This window comes from Nocardia sp. TBRC8007 (assembly GCF_056629435.1).
The window spans coordinates 1-26970 of sequence record NZ_JBWSOR010000046.1 but is presented as its reverse complement, the minus strand read 5'-3'; the positions used below and the strand labels follow the sequence as shown (position 1 = coordinate 26970).

The 26970-nt window shown below is 64.4% G+C and carries 19 protein-coding genes and 1 pseudogene; 7 read left to right on the top strand and 13 right to left on the bottom strand.

The window, feature by feature from the left end; genetic code table 11:
- Positions 1-93: 93 nt before the first annotated feature.
- A pseudogene (locus tag ACX4ZE_RS21410) lies at positions 94-250 on the bottom strand (IS3 family transposase); the annotation flags it as partial.
- Between the two features lie 804 nt (positions 251-1054).
- Between ACX4ZE_RS21410 and katG the strand changes: the two are divergent.
- Both katG and ACX4ZE_RS21400 read left to right on the top strand, forming a co-directional pair.
- Positions 1055-3274: a catalase/peroxidase HPI gene (gene katG / locus ACX4ZE_RS21405; protein ID WP_480275260.1), complete on the top strand. Its 2220-nt coding sequence runs from the start codon at positions 1055-1057 to the stop codon at positions 3272-3274.
- 284 nt (positions 3275-3558) lie between these two features.
- The gene (locus tag ACX4ZE_RS21400; protein ID WP_480275259.1) at positions 3559-4164 is read left to right on the top strand and encodes an IPT/TIG domain-containing protein; all 606 of its coding nucleotides are present in this window, start codon (positions 3559-3561) and stop codon (positions 4162-4164) included.
- A gap of 452 nt (positions 4165-4616) precedes the next feature.
- Here ACX4ZE_RS21400 and ACX4ZE_RS21395 read toward each other — a convergent pair whose 3' ends face one another.
- From ACX4ZE_RS21395 to ACX4ZE_RS21385, 3 genes are all read right to left on the bottom strand, one after another.
- The gene (locus ACX4ZE_RS21395) at positions 4617-5783 is read right to left on the bottom strand and encodes an alkane 1-monooxygenase (RefSeq protein WP_480275258.1); all 1167 of its coding nucleotides are present in this window, start codon (positions 5781-5783) and stop codon (positions 4617-4619) included.
- Between the two features lie 406 nt (positions 5784-6189).
- Positions 6190-7488, bottom strand: coding sequence for a lipase family protein (locus ACX4ZE_RS21390; protein ID WP_480275257.1), 1299 nt, complete (start codon positions 7486-7488; stop codon positions 6190-6192).
- A gap of 623 nt (positions 7489-8111) precedes the next feature.
- The gene (locus ACX4ZE_RS21385; protein ID WP_480275256.1) at positions 8112-8789 is read right to left on the bottom strand and encodes a TVP38/TMEM64 family protein; all 678 of its coding nucleotides are present in this window, start codon (positions 8787-8789) and stop codon (positions 8112-8114) included.
- Positions 8790-8968: 179 nt separating this feature from the next.
- Here ACX4ZE_RS21385 and ACX4ZE_RS21380 point away from each other — a divergent pair, with 179 nt between their 5' ends.
- The 3 genes from ACX4ZE_RS21380 to meaB are packed head-to-tail and all read left to right on the top strand — an operon-like array spanning position 8969 to position 14144.
- Positions 8969-10828, top strand: a complete 1860-nt coding sequence (locus ACX4ZE_RS21380) for a methylmalonyl-CoA mutase family protein (protein WP_480275255.1) — start codon at positions 8969-8971, stop codon at positions 10826-10828.
- Positions 10828-13098, top strand: a complete 2271-nt coding sequence (scpA, locus tag ACX4ZE_RS21375; RefSeq protein ID WP_480275254.1) for a methylmalonyl-CoA mutase — start codon at positions 10828-10830, stop codon at positions 13096-13098. The genes ACX4ZE_RS21380 and scpA overlap by 1 nt, the downstream gene beginning before the upstream one ends.
- Entirely contained in the window at positions 13095-14144 is a 1050-nt protein-coding gene (gene meaB / locus ACX4ZE_RS21370) for a methylmalonyl Co-A mutase-associated GTPase MeaB (RefSeq protein ID WP_480275253.1), read from the top strand. Before scpA ends, meaB begins: the two co-directional genes overlap by 4 nt.
- A 100-nt stretch (positions 14145-14244) precedes the next feature.
- On the opposite strand, the gene ACX4ZE_RS21365 is transcribed toward meaB, so the two are convergent.
- The 9 genes from ACX4ZE_RS21365 to ACX4ZE_RS21325 all read right to left on the bottom strand — a co-directional run bounded on the left by ACX4ZE_RS21365 (position 14245) and on the right by ACX4ZE_RS21325 (position 25364).
- On the bottom strand, positions 14245-16398 hold the full coding sequence (locus ACX4ZE_RS21365; RefSeq protein WP_480275252.1) for a copper-translocating P-type ATPase: 2154 nt from the start codon (positions 16396-16398) through the stop codon (positions 14245-14247).
- A 411-nt stretch (positions 16399-16809) separates the two neighbouring features.
- A complete protein-coding gene (locus ACX4ZE_RS21360) occupies positions 16810-18228 on the bottom strand; it encodes an MDR family MFS transporter (RefSeq protein WP_480275251.1) in 1419 nt (472 codons plus the stop codon).
- Positions 18219-19334, bottom strand: coding sequence for a PLP-dependent cysteine synthase family protein (locus tag ACX4ZE_RS21355; RefSeq protein WP_480275262.1), 1116 nt, complete (start codon positions 19332-19334; stop codon positions 18219-18221). Before ACX4ZE_RS21355 ends, ACX4ZE_RS21360 begins: the two co-directional genes overlap by 10 nt.
- 140 nt (positions 19335-19474) lie before the next feature.
- Positions 19475-19933, bottom strand: coding sequence for a putative copper homeostasis (lipo)protein LpqS (gene lpqS / locus ACX4ZE_RS21350; RefSeq protein ID WP_480275250.1), 459 nt, complete (start codon positions 19931-19933; stop codon positions 19475-19477).
- 191 nt (positions 19934-20124) lie between these two features.
- The gene (locus tag ACX4ZE_RS21345) at positions 20125-20310 is read right to left on the bottom strand and encodes a heavy-metal-associated domain-containing protein (protein WP_480275249.1); all 186 of its coding nucleotides are present in this window, start codon (positions 20308-20310) and stop codon (positions 20125-20127) included.
- Between the two features lie 23 nt (positions 20311-20333).
- A complete protein-coding gene (locus tag ACX4ZE_RS21340) occupies positions 20334-21212 on the bottom strand; it encodes an amidohydrolase family protein (RefSeq protein WP_480275248.1) in 879 nt (292 codons plus the stop codon).
- Positions 21209-22261: a nucleoside hydrolase gene (locus tag ACX4ZE_RS21335; RefSeq protein ID WP_480275247.1), complete on the bottom strand. Its 1053-nt coding sequence runs from the start codon at positions 22259-22261 to the stop codon at positions 21209-21211. The genes ACX4ZE_RS21340 and ACX4ZE_RS21335 overlap by 4 nt, the downstream gene beginning before the upstream one ends.
- Before the next feature lie 163 nt (positions 22262-22424).
- Complete coding sequence (locus ACX4ZE_RS21330; RefSeq protein WP_480275246.1) at positions 22425-23765, bottom strand: CoA transferase; 1341 nt, start codon at positions 23763-23765, stop codon at positions 22425-22427.
- A gap of 168 nt (positions 23766-23933) precedes the next feature.
- Positions 23934-25364, bottom strand: a complete 1431-nt coding sequence (locus ACX4ZE_RS21325; protein WP_480275261.1) for an SDR family NAD(P)-dependent oxidoreductase — start codon at positions 25362-25364, stop codon at positions 23934-23936.
- Positions 25365-25411: 47 nt separating this feature from the next.
- On the opposite strand from ACX4ZE_RS21325, the gene ACX4ZE_RS21320 reads away from it, so the two are divergent.
- Both ACX4ZE_RS21320 and ACX4ZE_RS21315 read left to right on the top strand, forming a co-directional pair.
- Positions 25412-25582, top strand: a complete 171-nt coding sequence (locus ACX4ZE_RS21320) for a hypothetical protein (RefSeq protein ID WP_480275245.1) — start codon at positions 25412-25414, stop codon at positions 25580-25582.
- 246 nt (positions 25583-25828) lie between these two features.
- Positions 25829-26113 (top strand): transposase, encoded by a 285-nt coding sequence (locus tag ACX4ZE_RS21315; protein WP_480275244.1) that lies wholly within the window; start codon positions 25829-25831, stop codon positions 26111-26113.
- The last annotated feature ends 857 nt before the right edge of the window (positions 26114-26970 follow it).

The following is a 26970-nucleotide window of genomic DNA, read 5'->3' as shown; positions in this document are numbered from 1 at the left end:
CGAGGGCTAGTAGGGCCAGGGAGATATCAGCGCGTCAAAGAGTTGCGTTTCACGAGATCGTTGTGCACCGGTGGGTCGGGCCGGCCGTTTTGCCGCGCCGGGGATCCCGTCTGCGGCGAGCTCGCTCACGAGCGGGTAGAATCTTTCCCGGGAGATCGGCCTGCGACAGATACACCGCCGCCCGGCGCAGCACCTTGTTCTCCTGCTCGAGCAGACGGCTCCGGCACCGTAGTTCCCGTAGCTCATCCGATCCGACATCTTCACCCAACTCATCACAACCCACACTGACGCCGACCGAACCCTGATCACCCCAACCTGACGGGACGGGACTGAACTTCGGTGGAACTGATCTCGGCCCGACGAGAGTGGCCGAAGCATGGGTCCTATTGCAACGGCGGCCGGCGCGAGCCGTGCGGAGGTCTGCGCGTCCTGATCGTCGGGCATCATCGCTGTCGGTCATATGTGTGCAGGACCGATCCGCAGGCCACTACCCGATCCACATTAGATGATCGGGTTCCGTCGCCGACTGTGCTCGTCTGCGGCGTGGTTGCGGGTGGGACTGGCGGGGACCTCGGTCTCCGTCCACACCGAACGGATCAGGACAAACTGGAAACAGACTCTTGTCTCATTCCAGAAAACGGACGAGACTTCCTTGCGTGGCAACAGCCTCGGAGTTTCAGCAGATGTGGCGGGGAGTTTCATCGCGAGCGACCTATCCGCGGGTCGCAGTGCTGAACGCAGTGCACGACCACCCGCGCACCGACACGGATTCGATCATTCGTGCTGCGAGGTCCGCCCAGCCCGACGTGTCTCACCGAGCTGTGTACGACTCGTCGCGTGCGCTCACCGTCGTCGGCGCGGTCCGGTGTATCGAGCCATTCGGCTCCGTGGCACGTGACGAGTCGCGGGTCGGTGAGACCCTGTCTCCGAACGCGCCGATGACCGCGGATTCTCGATCGACGAAGCCGAGGTCGTCTACCGTGGCCTGTGTCCCGACTGTGTGGAATCGCAGGCTTCCCGATCGCAGCCCATCACTCATTCAGGAAGGAATGCTGTGTCATCCGATAGCCGCCCACCCAATCCTGACACCAGAACTCGGAGCGAGAATCCGGCCGTCTCGTCCTCGGCCGCGGAGGAAGGGCATCGCCCCCGCGGTAACAAGGACTGGTGGCCTGAGCAGATCGATGTCTCGATGCTGCACGCCCACTCGTCCAAGGCCAACCCGCTGGGTGCGGACTTCGACTACGCCGAGGAATTCAGGAAACTCGACGTCGACGCTCTGAAGGCCGACGTCACGGCACTCATGACCACCTCGCAGGACTGGTGGCCTGCTGACTACGGCCACTACGGCGGCCTGTTCATCCGGATGAGCTGGCACGCGGCGGGTACCTACCGCATCGCCGACGGCCGAGGTGGCGGTGGTCAGGGTGCCCAGCGTTTCGCGCCGCTCAACAGCTGGCCGGACAATGCCAGCCTGGACAAGGCTCGCAGGCTGCTGTGGCCGGTCAAACAGAAGTACGGCAACAAGATCTCTTGGGCCGATCTGCTGGTGTTCGCAGGCAATGTGGCTCTGGAGTCGATGGGGTTCGAGACCTTCGGTTTCGGTTTCGGTCGCCCGGATATCTGGGAGCCGGAAGAGGTTTACTGGGGTCCGGAGGACACCTGGCTCGGTGATGAGCGCTATAGCGGTGACCGGGAACTGGCGAACCCGCTCGGCGCCGTCCAGATGGGCTTGATCTACGTGAACCCGGAAGGGCCCAACGGCAGGCCGGATCCGGTGGCCGCGGCACGGGATATCCGAGAGACGTTCGGCCGTATGGCGATGAACGACGTGGAGACCGCCGCGCTGATCGTCGGCGGGCACAGCTTCGGCAAGACCCATGGCGCGGGCGATGCCGAGTTGGTCGGTGCCGAACCAGAGGCCGCCCCGATCGAGCAGCAGGGCCTGGGGTGGAAGAGCGCTTACGGCACCGGCAAAGGTAAGGATGCCATCACCAGTGGCCTGGAGGTCGTCTGGACTCCCACTCCGACCAAATGGGGGAACGGCTTCTTGCAAAACTTGTACGGTTACGAGTGGGAGCTGACCAAGAGCCCCGCCGGAGCATGGCAGTGGAAGCCGAAGGACGGCGCAGGCACGGGTACCATCCCGGATCCCTTTGGTGGTCCCGCGCGTGCCCCGGCCATGCTCACCACGGACCTGGCGCTACGGGAAGACCCGATCTACCGGGAGATCACCCGCCGCTGGTTGGACCACCCCGAAGAGCTGGCCGGGGAGTTCGCCAAGGCGTGGTACAAACTGCTGCACCGAGATATGGGGCCGATCAGCCGTTACCTCGGGCCGTGGGTTCCCGAGCCGCAGTTGTGGCAGGATCCGGTTCCTTCCGTCGACCACGAACTGATCGACGAGCAGGATATCGCGGTTTTGAAGAGCAAGGTCCTCGAGTCCGGCCTCTCCGTCGCGCAGCTGGTCAAGACCGCTTGGGCAGCTGCGGCGAGTTTCCGCGGTACCGACAAGCGCGGCGGCGCCAACGGTGCTCGTATCCGACTGGAGCCGCAGAAGAACTGGGAGGTCAACGAGCCAGCCGAACTGGACAAAGTGCTGCCGGTGCTCGAGCAGATCCAGCAGGACTTCAACAGCTCGGCCTCCGGCGGTAAGAAGGTCTCGCTCGCCGACCTGATCATTCTGGCCGGGTCCGCGGCGGTCGAAAAGGCGGCCAAGGACGCGGGGCACGAACGCACCGTACCCTTCGCACCGGGACGGACGGACGCAACGCAGGAGAACACCGATGTGGAGTCGTTCGCGGTACTGGAACCACGCGCCGACGGGTTCCGTAATTATGCGCGGACCGGCGAAAAAGCTCCGCTGGAGCGCCTGCTGCTCGACCGAGCGTACATGCTGGATCTGACCGCGCCGCAGCTGACAGTGCTTGTCGGCGGCATGCGCGTGTTGGGAGCCAACTACGGCGGCACCGAACACGGTGTGTTCACCGACCGGCCCGGGGTGTTGACGAACGACTTCTTCGTCAACCTCCTCGACCAGAACACGGAGTGGAAACCGTCCGAGTCGGCGGAGAACGTCTATGAAGGCTTCGACCGGTCCTCCGGCCAGGCCAAGTGGACGGCCACCGCCAACGACCTCATCTTCGGGTCGCATTCGGTGCTGCGTGCGGCGGCCGAGGTATACGCGCAGCATGACAGCAAGGAGAGGTTCGTGAACGACTTCGTCGCCGCGTGGGTCAAGGTGGTCGACAACGACCGGTTCGACCTCGCCTGATCTTTATCGCCGAATCCGGGTCGGTCCTTCGGGACCGGCCCGGATGCGTTTCCGTCGTACCGCGTGTCCGGGGAGAAGGGACATCGGTGTCGCGCTACGTCGATTCGCGCATACTGGATGACCATTGGGAAATGACTCGGAAGAAGTGCCCGTTCATCAGTGTCGAACGCGCTTCGAACGTGTCGACTTGTTACGGGGTGAGCAGATCGTCGATGCTGTGATAGCCCTTGTCCGCCGACATGATCAGCCCGCAGGCCTTTTTAGGAGGACTCCGATGGCCGCCGGTGCTCATCTCGCTCAACCCCAGTTCCGGTCCCACTTCTGGCGGCAACACGGTGGAGATCTTCGGCAGTGGGTTCGCCGCTGCCGGGTCGTTGACCGTGCGGTTCGGGGCGGCGGCAGCCTCCTTCACCGTCGTCTCCGGCACCCAGATCGACGCCATCGCCCCACCTGGTGCCGACACGGTCGAGGTCACCGTCACTTCGCTGGGCAGCGTCAGCAATCCGCTGCCCTACACTTACGGTGACCTGCTGTTCTTCACCGATGGTGCAAGTCCTGGCGGTACCGTGTATTCGGTACCGCGAACCGGGGGCTCACCGGCCCTGCTGGCGTCTGGCCTGGGCATACCCGCAGGTCTCGTTCGGGTCGGTGACCTCCTCTACCTCTGCGAGGCTGTGGCCAATCGGGTGTCGACGGTGGCGGTCACCGGTGGCTCACCGGTTTCCTTGGTGACCGGACTGTCGCTCCCTGTGGGTATCGCAGTCTCCGGCAGTACCCTGTTCATCGCTGATCGGGGCACGAGCCAGGTGGTGTCGGCGCCGATCACCGGCACCGCGACCCCCACCGTGCTCTGTACCAGCCCCACCGGCATATTCGGTGTCGCGATTTGAGCGGTGGCCCAACAGGCTGGGCCGTGTAGCCGGGCGTAGGCAAGGTTGGTGTCCTTCCGCGCTTGCGGCTTGTCACGGCGTTTGTTCGGGGTCAGTGCTGTGGAGGACCCTGATCCCCCTTGTCGGCCAATAGGATCAGACCAGTATCCCGGATCGTGGGCAGGATCTGCCATATCCGGATAGGTTTCACCTTTACGCAGGTAGACCAGCGCAAGCAGTGCTCGCCGATCCTGGCACGGTGGCGGCGGATCACGCTCGCCGTCCAAGTCGGGTCGAACGTGACAACGACAGCGCGACAGGGCGGAAAAGCACCTGAAACCTTTCGGTGGAGAACAGTCGATCTTGTCAATGTCGGAGTGGCCGAATGCTCACCTGCGGAGATCTTGCCGGCGTGCATCGAGAAGAAGAGCCGGTGGTGAGCACAAGTATCGGTCATGGGCGGGTACTCGTGCTCACTCGGCGGCGACGTACCCGGCGGATTCGATGCGGACACGAGCCCGTTTGGGTCGGGGCTTCAAGTTGAGAAGCATGACGTTGCCGCCGTAATGGGCCAGCACCCGGTGGTCCATGACTGCGTGCCACAGTGGCGGAATAGCTGCCAGTACCACCATCGTGGCGTAGCCAGCGGGTAGCTGGGGGGCTTTATCCGAGCTACGTAGGGTCTGATATCGGCGGCCCGGGTTCGCATGGTGGTCGCTGTGGCGTTGCAGATGGAAGAGGAAGATATTGGTGACCAGGCGGTCGCTGTTCCAGCTGTCGCGGGGTGTGCACCGCATATAGTGGCCGTCAGGGCGGCGCGGGCGCAATAGTCCGTAATGCTCGACGTAGTTCACCGTTTCCAGTAGTCCGGCGCCGATCAATGCCTGCAGCGCGAGAAACGGGATTACCGCAGGTCCGAAGGCCAGGATCATTGCGCCGAACAATGCCCCGCTCATCGCCCAGGCCTGCAGAAGGTGATTATCTCGGCATAGCCAGCGCTTTCCTTTGTTGGCCAGACGGTCGCGTTCCAGCGTCAGTGCCGAACGGAACCCGCCGATCATGGTGCGCGGCAAGAACTCCCACAATGATTCGCCGAATCGGGCGCTGGCGGGATCTTCTGGAGTAGCGACCCGGACGTGGTGGCCGCGGTTGTGCTCGACGAAGAAGTGGCCGTAACCGGACTGCGCCAGCGCGATTTTCGCCAGCCATCGTTCTAGATGCTCGGCTCGATGTCCCAGTTCGTGTGCGGCGTTGATGCCGATGCCGGACACAAAACCCAGAGTCACCGCCAGCCCGAGCTTATCGGACAGGCTCAGGGCGTCATCGGCCCAGAGATAGCCGGCAATGAGCAGGCCGATGAACTGCATGGGTAGGAAAAGGTAGGTGCACCAACGGTAGTAATGATCATTGGACAGCGCCTCATAGTCCTCGTCTCGTGGATTGCTTCCGTCGTTTCCGATCGCCCAGTCCAGTAGGGGGATCGCCACGAGCACAATGATCGGTCCGATCCACCAGAAAAGTTCCAGGCCAGTGTGCGCGACCAACTGTGAAGGCAGCAACGCACAGGCGGGGGCGATCAAACCGAGAATCCACAGATAGCGTTTGGGATCGCGAGCTTGCGAATTTTTGAAGATCGTCATGGCCGTCCGTCTCACTGGTCGACTGATAGGAACATCTGATCGAGCGTGTGGCCACCGAAACAGTTGCGCCAAAGTTGTAGCTATAGAATAGCTGATCTGATTGTCAGGTTTGCTCCCATATCAAAAATGACTGTTTGAGCTGCAAAAATTTGAAATAGCTATTTCATAGCTGTAGTCGACTGACTGAGGTGATGTCAGCGTGTCGGCTACCGAAGTTCGCGGGGCAGCGCAACAGCTTGCCTGGAGGCGGTGGTTTCCCACGGCGCGGACCGATCCTGGAATAGGTCCGCGCCGTGGGCATCGCGCACAGAAGTCATGGAACTATGCACGCGTGACGGCTTTCACCCTGTCACGCAGCATATTCGATGGGACATCCGCGATACCGGAATCGGCTGGGCGCTCGCGATCAAGGCAGGGCCGCGCAGTTGCTCGGGGCGGGCTGGTCGGCGAGCCGATCGGTTACCCACTGCTGCGAGGCCGCCAGCGATGGGAAGAAAGCCAGCACATGGGTGCCCGTGAGGCCGGAAAGGGGAGGGATCACCGCGTTCGCTTCCAGTTGAACAGCTGCGCCGCCACCGCACCAACTGGCAGCCACGTCCCGGATGGGCGTGTACGGAGCTCCCTCGTCGTTCTTGGCCGAGGAGATCAATACAGGCATCGATGGGGTGAGTGTGCCGACCCGCTGCGCTGCGAACGCCGCTCGCAATGTCGGGGACCGATCGATCACTTCGGTGATCGGTTGCCCACTGGTGGTCCATTGCGAAGTATGCGGATATCGCTGAGCCAGTCCGGCCGGGACGGCGCATTTATGCCGCGATTCTTCCAGGATCGCCTTGCCGATATCGTTGAGTTCGGCGTCGAGCACTGGGCGGGTATCAGGATAGTCGGCGGCGATGCCGTTGAGTATCCAAGCAAAGGCGGGCGCGATTTTGGCTCGGCCGTCGTTGAACCCGATGAAGTACTGGTCGTCCACGACCGGACCACCGACATAGGCACCGCGTACGTTCAGTTCAGGGGCGTAACTCGGTTGCAGTTCGGCCGCACCCGCTGATGCCATACCGCCCTGGGAATACCCGTAGAGAATGACCGGTGTGTGGGGATTGCCCGCGCCGGGTAGCTGCAGCGCGGCCCTTGCGGCATCCAGCAGCGCATGGGCTTGCGCTTTCCGGTTGAGATAGTCGTGGACTTCGGGGGTGCCCAGGCCGTTGTAGTCGGTCACCGCTACTGCCATGCCGCGGGCGAGCAGAGAGTAGATCGCCAGAACATCGTATTCGACGATCACGTCGAATGGGGGGCGGTAATCGACGAGTTCGGACAGCAGTTTCGATGGTGCGCAGCTGTCGCCTTGGCCCTTCGTGCCGACGCCATAGGCGATCAGCGGGCGCTCTCCCGGTCCGCTCCAGGGTCGTTGTGGCTCCAGATAAGTGCCGACTACCGCGGTCCGCGCACCGTGTGTATCGCTGCTGAGGTACATCATGCGCGTCGCGGACGAGGGGATCGCGCCCGGCTGTCCGGGAGCCGACAGCGCCAGCCGCGCGGGTTCGGCGCGGAGTATGGTACCCGGCGCTCCCGCAGGCAGCGGCGCAGGTGGTACATAGAAGGCATCGGTGGCCGCGTCTTCCGCGGGTGGCTGTGACCAAGCGTGCGGTGCGGAAAGCGCCCCACCGGCGACCACCATAAGACTTCCGGTCAGAGTTGCTGCCACGCTGAGTATCCGGCTCCTCACGATTCGATCCTCCCTGCGATTTGGAATACCCACGGCATCTTGATTCGGATACCGAAGAGTTTCTGCACCCGAGCTCAGCGTCGGGCAAGGACGTGCGCCGTGTCGATCATGTCGCTGGGCTGTTGCAGAGGGTGGTCATCGGACCACGGCCATCGCCGAGGACCAGGTTCATCGAAGGCGCTGTGTATTCGTATCCAGCTTTCGCGCCGAAGACGATCGGTCCGGCTGTCCTCGACGGGGTACGCGGCGAATGTTCCGAGATCGCCTATAGTGCCACTCGCCCCACCCGCGACTGCCTGCACGAACGCTGAACTCCAGTTCTAGCGGCTATATCCGGTTCGGATCACTGACAACCGGTTCGGTTTATTCGGCGATCCATTCATGACCCGCACCCAGCCGGTCGGTCATGCTGAGTGGGGCACGGTGCCGGATGTGGCGATCAACGCCCGCCGCGGCTGTGGTAGTGCCGCCCGGCACCCATGTTCTCGGCAGCGGAACTTCATCGAGGCGAAGCCTAGCAGTTCGGATTAAGGCGTACGGGAAGATTTCTGGCATATGCACCATCCGCGACCATACCGATACCGTGCGGGAGAACAGCTACTTCAGCTGATGGCCGAGGTGGGATCGGCGGTTGCCGCCGGTGTCGTCTTCCATCGTGTATCGAGGATCAGCCCGGTGAGGCCGATCGCGAAACAACAGCCGGATACCGCCAGCATCGCCGGATGTGCTGTACCGGTGAGCGCGTCACCGAGGGCAACCGTGCCGATCGTGCCGGGAAGTACACCGAACAGCGTGGCGATCAGATAGGGCCAGAATCGGATCGACGACAGTCCACAGCAGTAGTTGATCACCGAGAACGGTGCCGCGGCGATGAGCCGTAGTGAACCTACTGCCAGCCAGCCTCGGCGTGCCAGACGTTCATCGATGGCGCGCACTGCAGGATGGGTGAGCCGGGTCGCGATCTGGTCCCGGTCGAGCGCGCGTACGAGCAGAATCGCCAGCGTTGCGCTGATAGTCGTCGCGCTTACCGCGAGAACAATGCCCAGTAGGGGGCCGAATAACAGCCCCGCGCTCACAGTGAATACGGTGCGCGGGATCGGAGCGACCGTCACCAGCGCGTGAACCAGGAGGAACAGCAGGGGAAGGGCTGGTCCGGCCGAGGTCGCCCATTCCTGGACCCGGTGGGGGCCGGGCAGTGGAACCAGCAGCGCCGCGCCGAATACCGCGATTATGGCGGCAACGGATGCGACAATGCGCCAGTTGTGGATCAGCCGGGTCATCCGCGATAGGTTACCGGTTGGTAGCGATGGTCGAGATCGGCCGGGCGGCGCTAGCCCGTTAGCATCAGGGCAAGCGGGAAGAATGCCCGTTAACCGAAGCAGCTGCTGAGCTGGGCGCATGCGAGGTATCGGGCGCATAGATGCGGCGCGCCTGTGTCGAGGAAGAGGAACAGCGAGCTATGCCGATTGCTTCAGATCCCAGAGCGGACCAGGTGCCCGAGTTCGACGCGTGGCGCAAGGGCGTCGTGGGGGTATTGGCGAAGGCGCACCGCGTCGATGCCGCCGCGCCTCCCGAGGAACCCGAGCGGTTGCTCGATCAGGGCACCTACGACGGGCTGACCATCGCCCCACTTTATACTCGTCGTGACGAGCTGCCCGAGCAGCCGCTTCCGGGAAGGTTCCCATTCGTCCGCGGGCATGACGCGACCCGGGACGCGCACCGGGGCTGGTTCGTCAGCGCTCGAGTCGGCGACCATGATGCCGCGATGGCCAATCGCCGGATTCTGGCCGGTTTGGCGAACGGGGTCAGCGCGATCTGGCTCGGTGTCGGTGACCGAGGGGTGCCAGCGGTGGATCTACCGGTCACGCTGGCGGGGTTGTTGTTCGAACTGGCTCCGCTCACCCTGGACGCGGGCGACGCCGTGGCCGACGCGGCGGCGCAGGTGTTCGCCGTGCTCGACGCCTATGCCGCCCCCGCCCGCGAGGACATTCGGGTTTCCCTCGGTGCGGCGCCGCTGACCAGTTATTTCGCCGCTCGCACCGATGTCGGCCTCCCCGAGGCCGTCGCGCTCGCCGGACAGTCGGCTGACCGGTCGGAGACAGTCCGCGCGATCACCGCGGACGGTACCGTTTTCCATGGCGCGGGTTCCTCTGATGCCCAGGAACTGGGTGCGGCCGTCGCGGCCGGGTTGCTCTATCTTCGGTCACTGACCAAGGAGGGCATGGACATCGAGGACGCGCTGGAACAGGTGGAGTTCCGGTTCGCCGCCACCGACGACCAGTTCGCCACCATCGCGAAATTCCGCGCCGCCAGACAGCTGTGGGCACGGGTCGCGCAGGTGTGCGGAGTACCGGATTTCGGTGGCGCGCCACAGCACGCGGTCACCTCAGCCGCCATGATGAGCCAGCGTGACCCTTGGGTGAACATACTGCGCAGCACACTCGCAGCGTTCGGTGCCGGTGTCGGCGGGGCCGACACCGTGACCGTGTTGCCGTTCGATAGCGCACTGCCGCTTGGTGAACTCGGCGTCTCGCAATCGTTCGCCGATCGCATGGCACGCAACACTCAGTTGCTACTGTTGGAGGAGTCGCATGTGGGTCATGTGCGGGATCCTGCGGCGGGCTCATGGTATGTCGAAAATCTCACCGCAGCACTGGCGGCGAAGGCGTGGGAGTTCCTGCAGGAGATCGAGATGGTGGGCGGCTATCTCGCCGCACTGGAGTCCGGCCTGCTCACCGAGCGGATCGGCGCGACCAAAACCGCGCGCGATATGGATGTAGCGCACCGCAGAACCGCTGTCACCGGCGTGAACGAATTCCCGAACCTGGCCGAACATCCGCTGTCCGGAGCAGCGCGGCAGGCGGATGGTAGCCGCCGCTATGGCGCGGCATTCGAGCACTTACGCAACCGCTCCGATGCCTATCTCGCCGAACACGGCGAACGGCCGCAGGCGCTGTTGGTGCCGCTCGGGTCGGTCGCCGAGCACAACGCGCGAGTTACGTATGCCGCGAATCTGCTGGCTTCGGGTGGTATCGAATCGATCAACCCCGGCCCGCTGAAGGCGGAGGGGATCACTGCCGCGGCAACGGAAGCCGGCACACGGATCGCGGTACTGTGCGGGGCGTACAAGCGCTACGTGGCCGAAGCCCACGTGGTGATACAGCGGCTACGCGCGGCGGGGGTCGCTACTGTGCTCTTGGTCGGCACGGGGAATTCTGTCGCCGAGTTGGACGACTCGGAGCGTCCGGACGGAATTCTCAACGCGCACATTGATGCGGTTGCCGTGCTGTCCGGCTTGTTGGAGAAAGTGGGAGCCTGATGACCACTCGGGAAATCAAACATGTGATCGGCAGTTTCGCCGAGGTGCCGCTGGCCGAGCATTCGCCGCGGCTTCCGGCGGCCGACGCGACGGCGTACGTGCGGGAGGTCGCGACGGCCAACCGGTATGCCCCTGAACAGCTGGTGTGGTCGACCCCGGAAGGCATTGATGTCCCGCCAGTGTTCACAAAGGCCGACCGGGACGCTGTTGTGGCCGAAGGGTATCCGCTCGACAGTGTTCCCGGTATCGCGCCGTTCGTGCGCGGGCCGTATCCCACGATGTATGTCAATCAGCCGTGGACTATCCGCCAGTACGCGGGCTTCTCTACCGCTGCGGATTCGAACGCGTTCTACCGGCGCAATCTGCAGGCGGGACAGAAGGGGCTGTCGGTCGCGTTCGACCTGGCAACGCACCGCGGCTACGACTCCGACCACCCCCGCGTACAGGGCGACGTCGGCATGGCAGGCGTCGCTATCGACTCGATCCTGGACATGCGCCAGCTGTTCGACCGGATTCCGTTGGACCAGGTCAGTGTCTCGATGACGATGAACGGCGCGGTGTTGCCGATTCTTGCGTTGTACGTCGTGGCCGCCGAGGAGCAAGGCGTCACTCCCGAGGAGCTGGCCGGAACCATTCAGAACGACATTCTGAAAGAGTTCATGGTCCGCAATACCTATATCTACCCGCCGAAGCCCTCGATGCGGATCATCTCCGATATCTTCGCCTACACCAGCGCGAAGATGCCGAAGTTCAACTCGATCTCTATTTCCGGGTATCACATCCAAGAGGCGGGCGCGACCGCCGACCTGGAGCTGGCCTACACCCTCGCAGACGGTATCGAGTACATCCGTGCCGGTCTCGACGCGGGTATGGCGGTCGATGAGTTCGCGCCCCGGTTGTCGTTCTTCTGGGGCATCGGCATGAATTTCTTCATGGAGGTTGCCAAACTGCGTGCCGGACGTCTGTTGTGGAGCGAGTTGGTCGCGACATTCAACCCGAAGAGTGCGAAATCACTCTCGCTGCGCACTCATTCACAGACCTCCGGTTGGTCGCTCACCGCGCAGGACGCCTACAACAATGTCGCGCGTACCTGCTTGGAGGCAATGGCCGCCACCCAGGGCCACACCCAGTCGCTGCACACCAACGCGCTTGACGAGGCGTTGGCGCTGCCGACGGATTTCTCCGCTCGGATCGCGCGCAATACCCAGTTGCTGCTCCAGCAGGAGTCCGGCACGACCCGTCCGATCGACCCATGGGGCGGGTCGTACTACGTCGAGTGGCTCACCCATCAGCTGGCCAACCGGGCCCGTGCGCATATTGCCGAGGTCGAAGCGCACGGTGGTATGGCGCAGGCTATCGGCGCAGGCATCCCGAAGCTGCGTATCGAGGAAGCCGCTGCGCGCACCCAGGCGCGTATCGACACTGGCCAGCAACCGGTGATCGGTGTCAACAAATACCAGGTCGACGAGGATCAGCAGATCGAGGTCCTCAAGGTCGACAACTCCAGGGTGCGCGCGGAGCAGATCGAGAAGTTGCGGCAGATACGGGCCGACCGTGACCCGGTTGTGGTGGAACGCGCGCTGAATGAATTGACCAGGGCGGCCGCGTCCTCTGCGGGCGGTATGGCAGACAACTTGCTCGCGTTGGCCATCGATGCGGCGCGGGCGAAGGCCACTGTCGGTGAGATCTCCGACGCGCTGGAGCGGGTGTACGGCCGCCACCAAGCCGAAATCCGTACCCTCGCCGGTGTGTACCGCGACGAGGCAGGAAAGGCCACCACCATTACCGAGGCGAGCGACCTGGTCGAAGAATTCGCCGAGGCCGAAGGGCGCAGGCCGCGTATTCTGATCGCGAAGATGGGGCAGGACGGCCACGATCGCGGCCAGAAGGTGATCGCCACGGCTTTCGCCGACCTCGGTTTCGATGTCGACGTGGGTCCGTTGTTCCAGACTCCGGAAGAGGTGGCGCAACAGGCGGCCGACAATGATGTGCACGTTGTCGGGGTGTCTTCGTTGGCGGCGGGGCACCTTACGTTGGTCCCTGCCTTGCGGCGCGCGCTGGCCGATGTCGGGCGCCCCGACATCATGGTCATCGTGGGCGGCGTGATCCCGCCCGGTGACTTCGACGAGCTCTACCGAGCAGGTGCGGCGGCGATCTTCCCGCCCGGCACGGTGATCGCGGAGGCGGCGATCGGCCTGTTGACCAAGCTCGGCGCTGCATTGGGTTACGAAATCGGCAGTGCTGCCGAGGGTCCTGTCGGTACGGAATGAGCGAAGTGAGTTCGGCAGCAAGGGACACCGCGCAGGTGGCGGCGCGCCGGATGATCGATGTCGATTCGCTCGCCAGGGCGGTCCGCGCGAACGAGCGGGCCGCCCTGGCGCGGGCGATCACGCTGGTGGAGTCCGCCAGGGCCGATCACAGGGCGCTGGCGCAGCAACTGCTACTGAAGGTGACATCGGAGCCGGGGGAGGTCGTCGCAGCGCCGGTCTCGAATCGGATCGGCATTACCGGTGTGCCCGGCGTCGGCAAGTCTACTTTTATCGACGCGCTCGGCATGTACTTGATCGGTAGAGGACACCGGGTCGCCGTGCTCGCGGTCGACCCGTCTTCGACCAGGACAGGTGGATCCATTCTCGGTGACAAGACCAGGATGGCGCGATTGGCGATGGAGCGCGACGCCTACATCCGCCCTTCCCCTACCGCGGGCACACTCGGCGGGGTGGCCAAAGCGACCCGCGAGACCATCGTACTGCTCGAAGCCGCGGGATATGACGTGATCTTGGTGGAGACCGTCGGTGTGGGACAGTCCGAGGTCACCGTCGCGAACATGGTCGACGTGTTCTGTTTCCTCACCCTCTCCCGGACTGGCGACCAGCTCCAGGGGATCAAGAAAGGTGTCCTCGAGCTCGCCGAACTGGTCGCAGTGAACAAGGCCGACGGTGAACACAAAGCCGAGGCCGAAGCCGCCGCGCGGGAACTCGCCGGGGCGCTGCGCTTGATCCACCCGCACGATGTGCTGTGGCGGCCTCCGGTGCTGACCATGAGTGGGTTGGAAGGCACTGGCTTGGATCGGTTCTGGGATACGGTGCTCGAGCATCGCCGCGTGTTCATCGAAGCCGGGGAATTCGAGGAGAAGCGCCGCCGCCAGCAGGTCGATTGGACCTGGACCATGGTGCACGATCAGCTGCTGCGCAGGCTCGTGGACAATCCGGACGTCAAAGCTATTCGGGGACAGGTGGAAAAGCAGGTCCGCGCCGGCACCCTGACTGCCGCGCTCGCCGCTGAGGAGTTGCTCCGTGCCTTCGACGGCCGGTGACCGAGTTGCGCCGGACACGGGAGCTGGCGTTGTGTTGATCGGGACATCGATCGCGAGGCGTGTGCGCCGCACTTCCGGTTCGATCTTCGCGCAGGAGCGATCAGTGCAGGATTTTGTCGGGATGTAGGTCGAGCCGTCGCAGGAGTTGGGCGTTGGCGGCGACGACGATGGTAGAAGCGGACATGAGCAGGGCGCCGATTTCCATCGGCAAGGTGAAGTTCCAGTGGGTGAGAATTCCTGCGGCGAGAGGGACTGCGATGATGTTGTAGCCAGCGGCCCAGGTGAGGTTCTGGATCATCTTGCGGTAGGTGGCCTTGGACAGGGTGATGATCGACAGCACAGAGCGGGGGTCGTCGCTGGCCAGGACGACTCCCGCCGAGGCGATGGCGACATCGGTGCCCGCGCCGATGGCGATGCCGACGTCGGCGCGGGCCAGGGCTGGTGCGTCGTTGACCCCGTCACCGACCATGGCGACCTTGCGTCCGGCGTCTTGGAGTGACTGGACTTCGAGGCCTTTGTCTTGGGGCAGGACACCGGCGAAGACTTCGTCGATGCCCAGGCGGGTGGCGACGGTGCGGGCGACGGGTTCGGCGTCGCCGGTGATCATGGCGACGTGAATGCCCCGGGCGTGCAGGGCGTGGATGGCCTGGGCGGATTCGGGGCGGATCTCATCAGCGAGGGCGACCGCGCCCATGATCTGCCCGCCGCGCAGCACGTGCAGGACGGTGGAGCCTTGTTCGGCCCAGGTGTGGGTGTCGGGCAGGGAGTCGAGGTGGTGCTCGGTGAGCAGGCCAGGCCCGCCGACCGAGACGGTGGTGCCATCGATGGTGGCGGTGACGCCGATGCCGTTGCGGGCGGCGAAGCCGGTGGTGGCGGGGATGACAAGGCCGCGGTCGGAGGCGGCGGTGACAATGGCGTGGCCGAGGGGGTGTTCGCTGTCGGCTTCCGCAGCCGCGGCCAGGGCGAGTACTTCTTCGTTGCTGATGCCGGTGGTGGCGGTGATGTCGAGCAGGGCGGGTTCACCACGGGTGAGGGTGCCGGTTTTGTCGAATAGGACCGTGTCGACGGTGCGCATGGCTTCCAGGGCGTGGCGGTCGGTGATGAGGACGCCGGCCTTGGCGGCGCGTTCGGTGGAGATGGCGATGACCAGAGGGATGGCCAGGCCAAGGGCATGAGGGCAGGCGATGACGAGCACGGTGATGGTGCGGGCGACCGCGGATTGGGGTTCGCCGAGGATCAGCCAGGCCGCGCCGGTGATGACAGCAGCGATCGAGGCGAACCAGAACAGCCCAGCGGCGGCGCGGTCGGCGAGGACTTGGGCGCGGGAAGCGGAGTTCTGGGCTTCGGCGACCAGGCGCTGAATGCCGGCAAGGGCGGTGTCGGCGCCGACGGCGGTAATGCGCACTCGCAAGGCGGAGTCGGTGGTGACAGTACCGGCGACAACCTTGTCTCCAGGGGCGCGGCGTACAGGTTTGGATTCGCCGGTGATCATGGATTCGTCGATATCGGCAATGCCGGTCTCGACGGTGCCGTCGGCGGGCACACGGGCGCCGGGCCTGACCACGACCAGATCTCCGGTTTGCAGCTCACTGGTGGTTACCGTAGTTACCGCACCGGTACCGTCGAGGCGTTCGGCTTCATCGGGGAGCAGAGCGGCCAGGGATTCCAGGGCGCTGGATGCTTGGCCTAGTGAGCGCATCTCGATCCAGTGCCCGAGCAACATGATCACGATCAGCAGTGCCAGTTCCCACCAGAAGTCCAGGTTGTGGGCGATGATGCCGAGGCTCGCGCCCCAGGACGCGGTGAAAGCGACGGTGATCGCGAGCGCGATCAGCAGCATCATCCCTGGTTGGCGGGAGCGGATCTCGGCCATGGCGCCGGTAAGGAACGGGCGCCCGCCCCAGAAGAACATGATTGTGCCGCCGAGCGGGGAGACCCAGGACAGGGCGGTGGGCACGGTGTAGCCGAACAGGGCGGCGAACATCGTCGACGCGGCGACAACCGGGATCGCCAGTACGAGCATCACCCAGAACAGGCGCCGGAACACCGCCACGTCGTGCCCGGCATGTTTGCCGTGGTCGGCGTGAGCGTCGTGGCTTGTCTGGTCATGACCGTTGTGTGACCGGCGACTTCCGTGCCTGTGGTGGGCGGGTTCATGGGTGGTCGCGACAGGGGTGACGCCGTGGTGGGAATGGTCGTGGTGATCAGCGTGATAGTGGTTGTGGTTGTCGCCAGTGGTGTGGTTGTTGGACATGCCCGGATCGTATACCCCTATGGGGTATATGTAAAGATTTATTCTCCTCGGGGGAGTTTTTACTGGTGGTATGTGCCATCTGATCCTAATACGGGGCTGGGGTATATAAGCTTCAAGTACATCCGGTGCGGGCGGCGCAGGCCGGTGCGGCGAGGCTTCTCGGTCGAGGGCCTTGGTGTCGAGGCGGTGGAGAGCGTGCGGGTGCTCGTCACGACGATGGCGGTGGCACTGGATTCGGAGACAGTGCACGCGGCCATTGCGATGCAGAGGACGTGCTTCTGGACGAACACGACGAGGATGTGTCCTATCGTTGTATCCGATCAATGGCCGCGCACCGGCCAGCCCAGGGTAGTGGATGCCGCACTGCCACAACGCCTGTCACGGGCAGGCCGGGTCGACAAGCGTGCTGTCCTACCGCCGCTGACCGGACCGCTTTCGCAGCGGGATCGGATCCGAGCGGTAGTGAACAGGGTCCGGTGGGCCGAAGATGGGCAGCTCGACGGTGGGTGGGTCGTCCTCGCGGCCAGGGCCCCAGCCGGGCTGTGCGGCGGTGGTCACGGGCAGCTCGATGCTCGGTGGATCATCAGGATCGGTGTGCTCGCCGCCAACAGGAGGGAGGTGGCGCTCGAACCAGGCCAGGGCGGCGGTAGAGGCGACGCCGATAGCGATGAGCCCGGCCCATACCGCCCAGCCTGCTCCCACCCGGTGGGCGGCGCTGAGCAGGGTGCCGGTGGCCAGGTTCCCGGCCAGGATCCCGACTCCGACGATGGTGTTGTAGAACCCGTAGTGGGTGGCGACCAGCCGGTCGCGGGCGAGGGTGACCACAGTGTCCATCTCGAACGGGAACACCGCAGCGGTGCCCACTGCCAACAGTGCGGCACAAGCCAGCAGTGCGGCGATCGCCACCGGCGCACCCAGCGTCTCAGTGTCCGGAATCAGGACCAGGGGCCCGAACGCGATGGTGAGAATGGCCATGCCGACCACAAGGGAGCGTCCGGAGCTCCAGCGGGCGCGGAACCAGGCGGTGATACGGAGCTGCCCGGCGACTGCGATGACCCCGGAGACCACGAACAGTGCCGAGGTCAACAGCTGTGCGTGGGTGGTGGTGAGGCTTGCTGCCTGCAAAGGCAGGGCCAGATATACCTGGAACGACAGCACATAGGAGCCGCTCATCGCCGCAGCGAAGGCAAGGAACCTGCGGTTGCGGGCCACGAGCCTCCAGTCGGAGAGCACTGAGGTCCGAGGCCTTTCGCCTGCGGCGCGCCGGGGCGGCAGCGCGGCTAGTTGGGCGGCGGTGAGCACGGCGAACACCGCGGCGGCCACGGCGGCGGTGACACGGAAATCCAGCGCCATCAGTCCTAGCCCGACCAGGGGCCCGGCTAGGATCCCGGCCTGGTAGAAGATATTGAACAGTGCGAACGCCTCCACCCGACGATGGTCGGTCTCGGCGGCTAGGTAGGCGCGCACCGCGGGGTTGAACAATGCGCCGGCGAACCCGGTAGCCGCTGAAGCGATCAGCAAGGTGGGCAGGTTCGTGGCGAAGGCCAGCAGCGCGAACCCGCCGGTGCGCAGCAGGCATCCGACTACGATGAGCGGTTTGTAGCCCAACCGATCGGCCAGAGTGCCACCGAGCAGGAACATGCCCTGCTGGGAGAAGTTGCGCACCCCGAGCACCAGTCCGATCGCCCACGCTGCCAGGCCGAGCGGACCGGCAAGGTAGCCGGCCAGATATGGCATGAGCATATAGAAACCGAGGTTGATACCGAACTGATTGATCATCAGCAGCTTTGCCGGGGTGTCGAAGCTGCCGAAACTGCGGATCAGGCCCATCGGATGCGATCCCTCCTCGTCGTGGTGGCAGGGATGCGTGGGTCTTGCACCCGGGTGCAGCGTGTCCAGGACCCGATCACCACCTCGGTGGGGTCGTTCACAGTGGCCGGTCCGGCTGGGGGTGCGTCGAGCAGGAGGTTGTGGGCTCGGCAATAGGTGTTGTTGTAGATGGTGTCGAAGTAGCGTTGCGGCCCATCGGGGAACACCGCCGCGATTCGGGTTCCGGCGGGGTGGACGCCTGCGGCCCAGCCTGCTACGAGCCCAACCGCACCCACGCTCCAGCCGCCGCTGGCGTGGTGGGTGGCGGCCAGAGTACGTGCGGCCCACACCGCTTCGGCAGGGGCGACCCAGTGCACCTCGTCGAAGGCGTCGTAGTCGACGTTGGCCGGGTAGATCGACGAGCCAAGCCCGCGCATCAGCCGTGGTCCTGCGGGCTGGCCGAAGATGGTGGAGGAGATGGTGTCGACCCCGATCAGTATCAGGTCGGGATTGTCGCGGCGCAGTGCTCGCGCCACCCCGGCCGAGTGCCCGCCGGTGCCGACCGCGCACACCAGCACATCGACCCCGCCCAGCTGCTCCAGTAACTCGATGGCCAGAGATTCGTAGCCGGCGACATTGTCGGGGTTGGAGTATTGATCCGGGCACCACGCCCCCGCCTCGGCGTACAGTAGCTCGGCCACGCGGTCGCGGCGGGCCTGTTGCCAGCCCCCGTCCGGATGTGGTTGTGTCACGGTCGCGACGGTGGCACCGTAGGCGGACAGCATCTGGGCCACGATCGGCTCCAGCCCAGGATCGGTGACCAGGGTGACCGGATGCCCGTGGACCAGGCCGGCCAGCGCCAACCCCAGGCCCAGGGTGCCCGAGGTCGATTCCACGATCCGCGCCCCTGCGGCGAGCTCGCCGCGTTCGCGCGCGTTCGCGACCATACACAGGGCAGGGCGGTCTTTCATCCCACCGGGGTTGAACCCTTCCAGCTTGGCCCAGAACCCGCGTCCGGGAGGGGCCAGCGGCTCACCGATCCGCAGAACGGGGGTGTTGCCGACCAGAGCGTGTGGGCCTCGCACCACAGCCGAACCCGCAGATATCTGTGCGGGTCCGGGCAGCATCGCATTGTTCATTTCGAGAGGGTCGCTTCCTGTATCCGGGCTGCGCCCACCACACAGGGGGAGGAGCCGGAGGGGACGTGTGAACGGGTAGCGGACACCGGTCCACCAGTACGAACAAAGGTGGGCCTAGCGCTGACCGATCAGCGTCGGGCGATACAGAAATGAGTCAGGATCTCCCGGCCACCGGCTGCAATAGCGACGAATACGGGGGGACCGCGGGTCCAGCGGGCACCTATCAACAGCAGCGACATCGCGAGAACGGCTGTCGCCGCGAGCACGACCGGTCCAGCGAGCGCGAACGGGTCACTGATCCGCGCGGGCAGCACCACCTGGGGCACACAGTGTGTGGTGTGCGGGGCACACCACACATCGGCCGAATTACTGGCATGGGCGTGGCTGTCGAGCACTTCGACCAGCGCCATGTCGGCGTGGCCGTGAGTATCGGCGTGGGTGTGGGCACCAGTGGAGGTGAGCAGGTCACAGTGCAGTAGCGGCATCAGTAGCGCGGCCATGGCCAGCACCGCCACTGCCCATCCGGCTCGGCGCCGCACCAGCCCAGAAAGCGACAGTAGCGCGGGTGTGGAGCCGGTTGTGCTCACTCGTCACCTCCTTTTGCTGTGCTGCTGCGTTTTCGTGTCCGGGTGCGCCGCTGCGTCGTCGCCCGGGTGGTTCGCCCCCACTGTAGTGCCGGTTCGGAGCGGTCCCGGTATCGTGTGGTTCCCGACACTGTGGACCGGCGAGTTCGCCTCCAATGCTCCGCCGCGGCACACCGCGTCGGCGAGGGCGGAGTTCATGCGCGGACTTGGTAGCCGATCGTTTCTACCGCGCTCTTGATCGTAGCCTGCTCCAGCATGGATTCGACGGTGACGACCACACGCTCGGTGCCAGGGTCTGCGACCACGTCACTGACTCCGTCCAGCTCACCGATCGTCTTGGGTTTCTTGGAAAAGCAACCGCCGCAAGATATTCTGGACACGGTGGCAGTAGGAGTGGTAGTGATCATTCGATGCCGAACAGTGCCGCCGCGTTCTGGTAGCAGACCTGGCGTAGCCATTCGTCACCGAGCGCGAGATGCTCCAATGCCCGGACCGAATGGTCATAGCCGTACGGGATATTCGGGAAGTCGCTGCCGAAGAGGATGCGCTCGCCGAGTCGGTGTAGTCTTTCGTGCTCGTGGCTCGGGAAGGGAGCGTCCGCCTCGACGAAATCTGTCCACACCATCGTGGTGTCGAGCCGGACCTCGGCGTAGTCTTCCGCCAGGTCGAGGAATTCGGTGTATTCGGGCGTGCCCATATGCGCGATGATCAGCGGTAGTCGCGGAAAGCGCTGCAGCACAGCGGCAAGCGGCTCCGGTCCGGTGTGCGCTCCGGGCGCGGGGCCAGAACCGCAATGGATCACAATCGGGATCTGTGCCTCCTCCAGCAGGCCCCACACCGGATCCAGAAGTGGGTCGGCTGGATGGTAATCACCGACTTGGACATGAGCTTTGCAGACGCGGGCCCCGCGTTCGATAGCCGCCGCGACGTAGCTCCCGGCAGCGGGCTCGGGAAAGAACGTCGCGGTATGCAGACAATCCGGTGTGCGTGCCGCGAAATCGGCGGACCATTCGTTGAGCCACGCGGCCATGCCCGGTTTGTGGGGATACATCAGTGCGGTGAACGCGCGGACGCCGAAGCTACGCAAGGTCTCCAGTCGGACCTGCTCATCGCCCCGGTAGGTGATCGGCCAGCTGCGACCGATCAGCGGACCGACCGAGTCGAAATACGCCCACACTTTGCGTAATACCTGTTCGGGCATGAAATGTGTATGCACATCGATGATTCCGGGTAGGTCGAGCCTGGTGCGTAAGCCGGACAGGTATCCGGTACCGCCGGTCACGGTAACTCCTGAGGGATGGGCGGGTAGGCTGCCAGGGCGAAATCGCCGACTCGGGCAATCAGCTGTTCGAAGAACAGCTCTGGGTCGGTGTCGACCACGATGTCGGCATTGGGTTCCCTGCCCCACATGCCCGTCCAATCGGCGACTGTAGTGGCGCGAGTGAGGGCGCCGGTCAATTCCACGTCCACCGTCGCGGGGCGCATGCGGGCCAGCGACGGATCCAGCGCCACCGCAGCCGCGAACGGATCGTGCACATGGGCGAGATAGCCCTGGTCATAGCTATGGTGGAAATCGAAGTAGAACCGAACGGCATCGGTGAGATGTCGGATGACCGGATTACTCGTGGCCGAGCGGGCCGCAGGAGGTTCGTCTACCGAGACATGTTCCACCGGGAAACTTCGCGCACGCTCGGCCAGGCGGACCAGATGCTCGGGTCGCATCTCGATGGTTTCGGTGATATCGAGTGCGCACACGATCGGCCTGCGGTGCGTGGGCGCGGCGGTGAATGCGTCGAAGACCTCTTTGGCGGCCTCCGGGTCGACATGCACATTCCACTCCGTGGTCGGCGTTGTGTTGCCCGGATGATTGAACGTGCCGCCCATGATCACCAAGCGGCGCAGCAGGACCGGTAGGTCTGGCTCGATCCGCAGGGCGAGTGCGAGATTGGTCAGCGGACCGGTGCAGAGCCCGATGAGTTCACCCGGCTGCGCGCGTGCCAGCTCGGCCCACATCTGCGCGGCCGATCGCGGAGAGGGGTGGCGGCTGGATCGTGGTAGCTCGGCGTATCCGATGCCCTGTGGCCCATGTGTGTCCTCGGTAGTGCGTAGCGGGATCGCGAGCGGTTCGATGGCGCCGAGCGCGACCTCGATATCCGGTGCGCGGCACACCTCCAGCCAGTCGAGGTTGTTCGCCGCTACTTGGGCCGCGGGTACGTTGCCCGCGGTAGCGGCGATCCCGACGATCTGGGCATCGGGGGAGCTGAGCAGATACAACAAAGCAAGAGAATCGTCGATACCGGTATCGACGTCCATAATGATCTGCTGCCGCATAGCATGAGACTAGCCAGTCGCAGCGCTGCCACCGCGCCGAGGTGTCGGCACCGTGACAAGGGCTGAGCAGCGAGATCAGGCTTCAAGGTCGGTATCGCATGGCAGCTATATCGAACCGGATCGCCCGCACCTCGCCTCGGCCGCGTGGCGCCGGGTCAGACGGTCAGCGCGCAGGAGACAACCAGACGGGCTGCTCCATGCCATGGGCGGGTGCGGGCCAGGGGTAGTCCGGATACTCGACGAGAGCGGGCCTCGCGGTGACGATCTGTCCGTGCCGGATTGTCTCCGTCAGGCTTGGTGCAGCGGCCTCGGGGTGACGCGGGGTGCGGTGCGCGGCATCGAGCAGCCAGGACGCGGTGCGTGCCAATGAGACCCGCACGTCCCGGCCGACGCCGTCCTCGCCGCGGGCGACCAAAGCGTCGATCACCCCTGCGGCGAGCAGGTAACCCGAGGCGTGATCGAGCGCTTGCGTGGGCAGTGTTCCCGGTGTCGCGAGTGTGCCCTCGAGGACCGAGATACCCGAGGCGGCCTGCACGATGCTGTCGAAGCCGCGACGTTTGCCCCAAGGCCCTTGCTCGCCCCACGCGGATACTCTTCCGTGGACGAGACCAGGGCGGCAGTCGGTTCGCACACCCATGTGCTCCAGCGCACCAGGGCGATACCCGGTGATCAGCACATCGGCCGAGGCGAGCAGATCCTCGATCCCTTGGGTGCGCAGGTCTATCAGCGTGGAGCGTTTGCCTTGGCAGGTATCGGTATACAGCCAGGGGATTTCGGGTAGTTGCGGTGGGTCGACCCGCAATACCTCGGCGCCGAGCAGGGCCAGCGTCCGGGTCGAGACCGGACCTGCGATCACTCTGGTCAGATCGAGTACGCGAATTCCGCGCAGCGGCCGCAGCGCCGCCGGGTCCGTAGGTAACCCGGATTCACCATGATCCTGGCGTGGCTCGATCGCCACCAAGGGGCCTGCGGCAGCGGCCTGCCCCGCTGGGCTCGCAGCCCATTCCGTTTCGGTGCGAACCCGGACCGCGATGGCATCGTGGGCTGCGGCCCGATCTTCCAGATCGCTGGCGCGGAGCATGGCTATTTGGGCAACGGCGATATCAGCCGGGGCGGAAGCAGGCAGGCCGAGGGTGGCGAGCAGCCGAGCGCGGTGATGCGGATAGTTGGTGTGGGTCCGCACCCATCCGTCGAAGGTGGGGAAGAAACCGGACAGGTCGTCGAACTGCGTCGGTCTGTGGTCTGCGATGCGCAACAGCTGTCCGCTGGAGAAGGCCGCGGTGATGCGAGAGGGGTCGATACGATGCGTCATCGCAGCGAGACCGCGCGCGGCGCGCATGCGGTTCGCTGCAGCGGCCAGCGCTTGGATCGAACCGGCGGCCAGAGCCCAGACCGGTAGGGTCGCGGCGAGATGGTTCCCTGGATCGGGCCAAGGGGTGATAGGCGAGCCGGTGACACCGATACCGGTCTCGTAATCGTGGACGAGCCTTGCGTATGTGCTCACTCGACTCAGCGTAGTTGCCATGCCGATTCTCCAGCTGGGTCAGCGGGCAGTCGAACCCGGACAGGACTGCGCTGAACCCCCAGCAGGAGCAGCCAGATAATATGAGACAGAGGCCACGCGAGGAATCCGCCGACAGCCGATACAGCACATCCTTGTGCGGCATCGCCTTCACCAGGGGGAAGGGCGATAATCCTTGAGGAAACACCCGAACAGGTCGGTGCCGTTCTCGCCCTGCACAATCGGGTCGTAGACCCGTGCCGCCCCGTCGACCAAGTCCAGCGGCGCGTGGAACCCCCCTTCGGCGAGGCGCAGCTTTGTGTAGTGCGGGCGTTCGTCGGTGATCCACCCGGTGTCGACAGCGGTCATCAGAATGCCGTCCTGTTCGAACATTTCGCGAGCGCTGGTGCGAGTCAACATGTTCAGCGCGGCTTTGGCCATGTTGGTGTGCGGGTGTCCAGGCCCTTTGTAGGCGCGGGAGAACTGTCCTTCCATGGCGGAAACGTTCACGACGTATTTACGGCGCGCTCTTGCGGCGGCCAGCGCTGGACGCAGACGGGATATCAGGATGAACGGCGCGACCGAGTTGCACAATTGCACCTCGAGTAGTTCGGTCGGATCCACTTCGGCCACGGTCTGCACCCAGCTGTTGGTGTGCGTGAGGTCGGGCACCAAGCCGCCGGCATCGATGGCTATCCCCTGGGAAATGCGCTCCGGTGCCGCCGACCCAGCGAGCAGTGCTAGTTCGGCGACATCGGTGGCGGTCAGTGTGGAAGTGAGCGACGCGGTCAGCGCGGTGGGATGCGCTTGCATGGTCTTGCCGAAGCTCACCATGTCCGGCAGCGTGCCTGCGGGCAGGGAGCCGGACTCGGCCTCGACCAGCGCGCTATAGGCGCCGACAGAGCGTCGCACTGTCTGTGCGGCGTTGTTGATCAGGATATCCAGCGGGCCCTGGGCAGCGACATTGTCGGCCAAGGCGACCACTTGGCCCGGGTCACGTAGGTCGATGCCGACAATGCGCAGTCGGTGCAACCACTGCGCGCTGTCTTCCATCGCGGTGAAACGTCGGACAGCGTCATTGGGGAAGCGCGTGGTGATGGTGGTGTGCGCGCCGTCGCGCAGTAGCCGTAGCGCAATGTACATACCGATCTTGGCGCGCCCACCGGTGAGCAGTGCTCGACGTCCGGTCAGATCGGTACCGGCATCCCGTTTGGCGTGGCTGCTTGCCGCGCAGTCCGGGCACAACTGGTGGTAGAAGGCGTCGACCCGGGTGTAGCGCTGTTTACAGATATAGCAAGGGCGGGGCCGGAGCAGCGTGCCTGCGCTGGCGCTGGTCGAGGTCGAACTGATCGGGATACCGGCGGTCTCGTCGTCGATTCGACTCGGCGAACCGGTGGCAGTGGCCGAGATCACCGCCCGGTCAGCGGCCGCGACTGCCTCACGCGCCGCGGACCTACGTCGTTGCTTGAGTTGTTTGAACATAGACCCGACCGCCCGCTGCACCGTCACCGAGTCGGGATGGTCCTTGTCCAGCGTTGCGGCCTGTGCCAAGACCCGCAGACAGGTCGCGAGGTCCTCGGGATCGATCATGCTTTCGGCCATCGCGGCTGTGGACATCCTTCTATTGAGCTGGACAATCGACCGGCCCATTGTCGCAAACCCACTTGCCGGGTGACTGTCCGGTTGCTGGTGCTCCTGGCCGGGTGGTCCGGGATCAGCTGCTGCATGGGGTGATCGCCGCGCGGTCGGCGCGCAGATCATCGACGAAGTTGGCGATCGCTTCGGCGATCAGCGGCGGTTCGGTGGTCGGTAGCCAGTGATCGGTTGGGACGGCCCGGAGCCACAGCTGGTCGACCCAGCGTATGGAGGCGTCATAGACCGCGGTGTCGGGACGAAGGGATCGGTGGTGTCCACGAGCAGCCGCACAGGCACGGCGGTACAGCGTACCTGCGGCCTGCCGAGGTGAGGTAGCAGGTTGGCGTGAGCTATGCGACCACCTGTGAGGAGGTCAGTACGCCAAGTCCGCGCGATATGCGTAGGCACCGGCGCGATACCGCCGAGCTACCGTGCTGATAAGCGATCAGTTCAGAGCGCTGTGCCGCAGCCTATTCGGCGATCCCTCTGTGGGTGATGCGGTAGTGACCGACGAGCTGTGGGCCAGGTTCGAGTCGCTGATTCCGTTGTGGGAGAGATTCTTTCGAAATCCGGGTCGGCGTCGGTCTGATGACCGGGTCGCGTCGGAAGGTATCTTGTATGTGGTTGCCGCGGGTATCGGGTGGAGCCAGCTGCCTGCCGGGTTGTTCGGTGTCTCGGGCGCGACCCGCTGGCGGGGGTTGAGTGAATGGTTGTAGGCACGAGTACGGCAGCAAGTATCACCTGATCACCGAAGCTATCGGAACTCCCTTGGTGATCATATCGACCGGCGGTACCGGCAACGACGTCACCCAGCTTATCCCACTTGCCGCTGCCCTGCCTGCGGTATCACTCCGGTCATCGCCCGCCGCGATACCGGCTACGGCTGCGGACTCGGGAAACCACGGTGGCCGGTCGACCGCAGCTTCGCATGGCGGCGTGCCTTCGAACGCTTGCGGACCCGTTACGAACGCCGCACCGACAGCCACCGAGCTTGACCTGCTCGAACATCTGCTTCCGCAAACTCATTCTGAATTGATCTCTAAGCTGCGCTGAAATGTCCGTATCTGGTGACTCGTTCCCCCGGCCTGACCGGTGTCGTTCGGGCACCATGGGGCATGCGCTGGAAGCCTGTGGCCAACGTATTCGCGATCACTTCGACTGACCGCCGGCCCGGTGCTCGAACCTACTGAGAGAAACCGCCGGAAACACCGTCACCGAAATGGTCCTGCAATACCATAGAATTGTATAAATTCAATAGAGTAAACGTTTCACGGTTCGTTCTATGGTCTATGTTTAGTGAACAGTATACTGAATGATCTTGTTGTTTCAAGTTGTTGTCGTTTTTCGGTTGTGTTGTGTGGTTGGCATGGGGGATTGGTGTATTCGATTCTGTTAGTTTAGTGTTCGAGTGTTGTGTGGTTTTGGGTGCTGCGGTGGTGTGGGTGGGCGGGTAGGCTCGGGGAGATTTCCGGATTGCATGTTTTCTGGCCCTGTTGGGTTGTTATGGATTGATTCGGTGTGGTGATCTGGGTTATCGAGGAATTTTTCTTATAGAGGTATTTGCGAGGTATTC

What these genes read in the sequence shown, in the direction of transcription:
- ACX4ZE_RS21395 (WP_480275258.1), bottom strand. Translation starts at nt 5,783, where the DNA reads ATGACGATCTTCAAAAATTCGCAAGCTCGCGATCCCAAACGCTATCTG.
- ACX4ZE_RS21385 (WP_480275256.1), bottom strand. Translation starts at nt 8,789, where the DNA reads ATGACCCGGCTGATCCACAACTGGCGCATTGTCGCATCCGTTGCCGCC.
- ACX4ZE_RS21365 (WP_480275252.1), bottom strand. Translation starts at nt 16,398, where the DNA reads ATGTCCAACAACCACACCACTGGCGACAACCACAACCACTATCACGCT.
- meaB (WP_480275253.1), top strand. Translation starts at nt 13,095, where the DNA reads ATGAGCGAAGTGAGTTCGGCAGCAAGGGACACCGCGCAGGTGGCGGCG.
- ACX4ZE_RS21355 (WP_480275262.1), bottom strand. Translation starts at nt 19,334, where the DNA reads ATGCTGCCCGGACCCGCACAGATATCTGCGGGTTCGGCTGTGGTGCGA.
- ACX4ZE_RS21335 (WP_480275247.1), bottom strand. Translation starts at nt 22,261, where the DNA reads ATGCGGCAGCAGATCATTATGGACGTCGATACCGGTATCGACGATTCT.
- scpA (WP_480275254.1), top strand. Translation starts at nt 10,828, where the DNA reads ATGACCACTCGGGAAATCAAACATGTGATCGGCAGTTTCGCCGAGGTG.
- ACX4ZE_RS21360 (WP_480275251.1), bottom strand. Translation starts at nt 18,228, where the DNA reads ATGGGCCTGATCCGCAGTTTCGGCAGCTTCGACACCCCGGCAAAGCTG.
- ACX4ZE_RS21325 (WP_480275261.1), bottom strand. Translation starts at nt 25,364, where the DNA reads ATGGCCGAAAGCATGATCGATCCCGAGGACCTCGCGACCTGTCTGCGG.
- ACX4ZE_RS21380 (WP_480275255.1), top strand. Translation starts at nt 8,969, where the DNA reads ATGCCGATTGCTTCAGATCCCAGAGCGGACCAGGTGCCCGAGTTCGAC.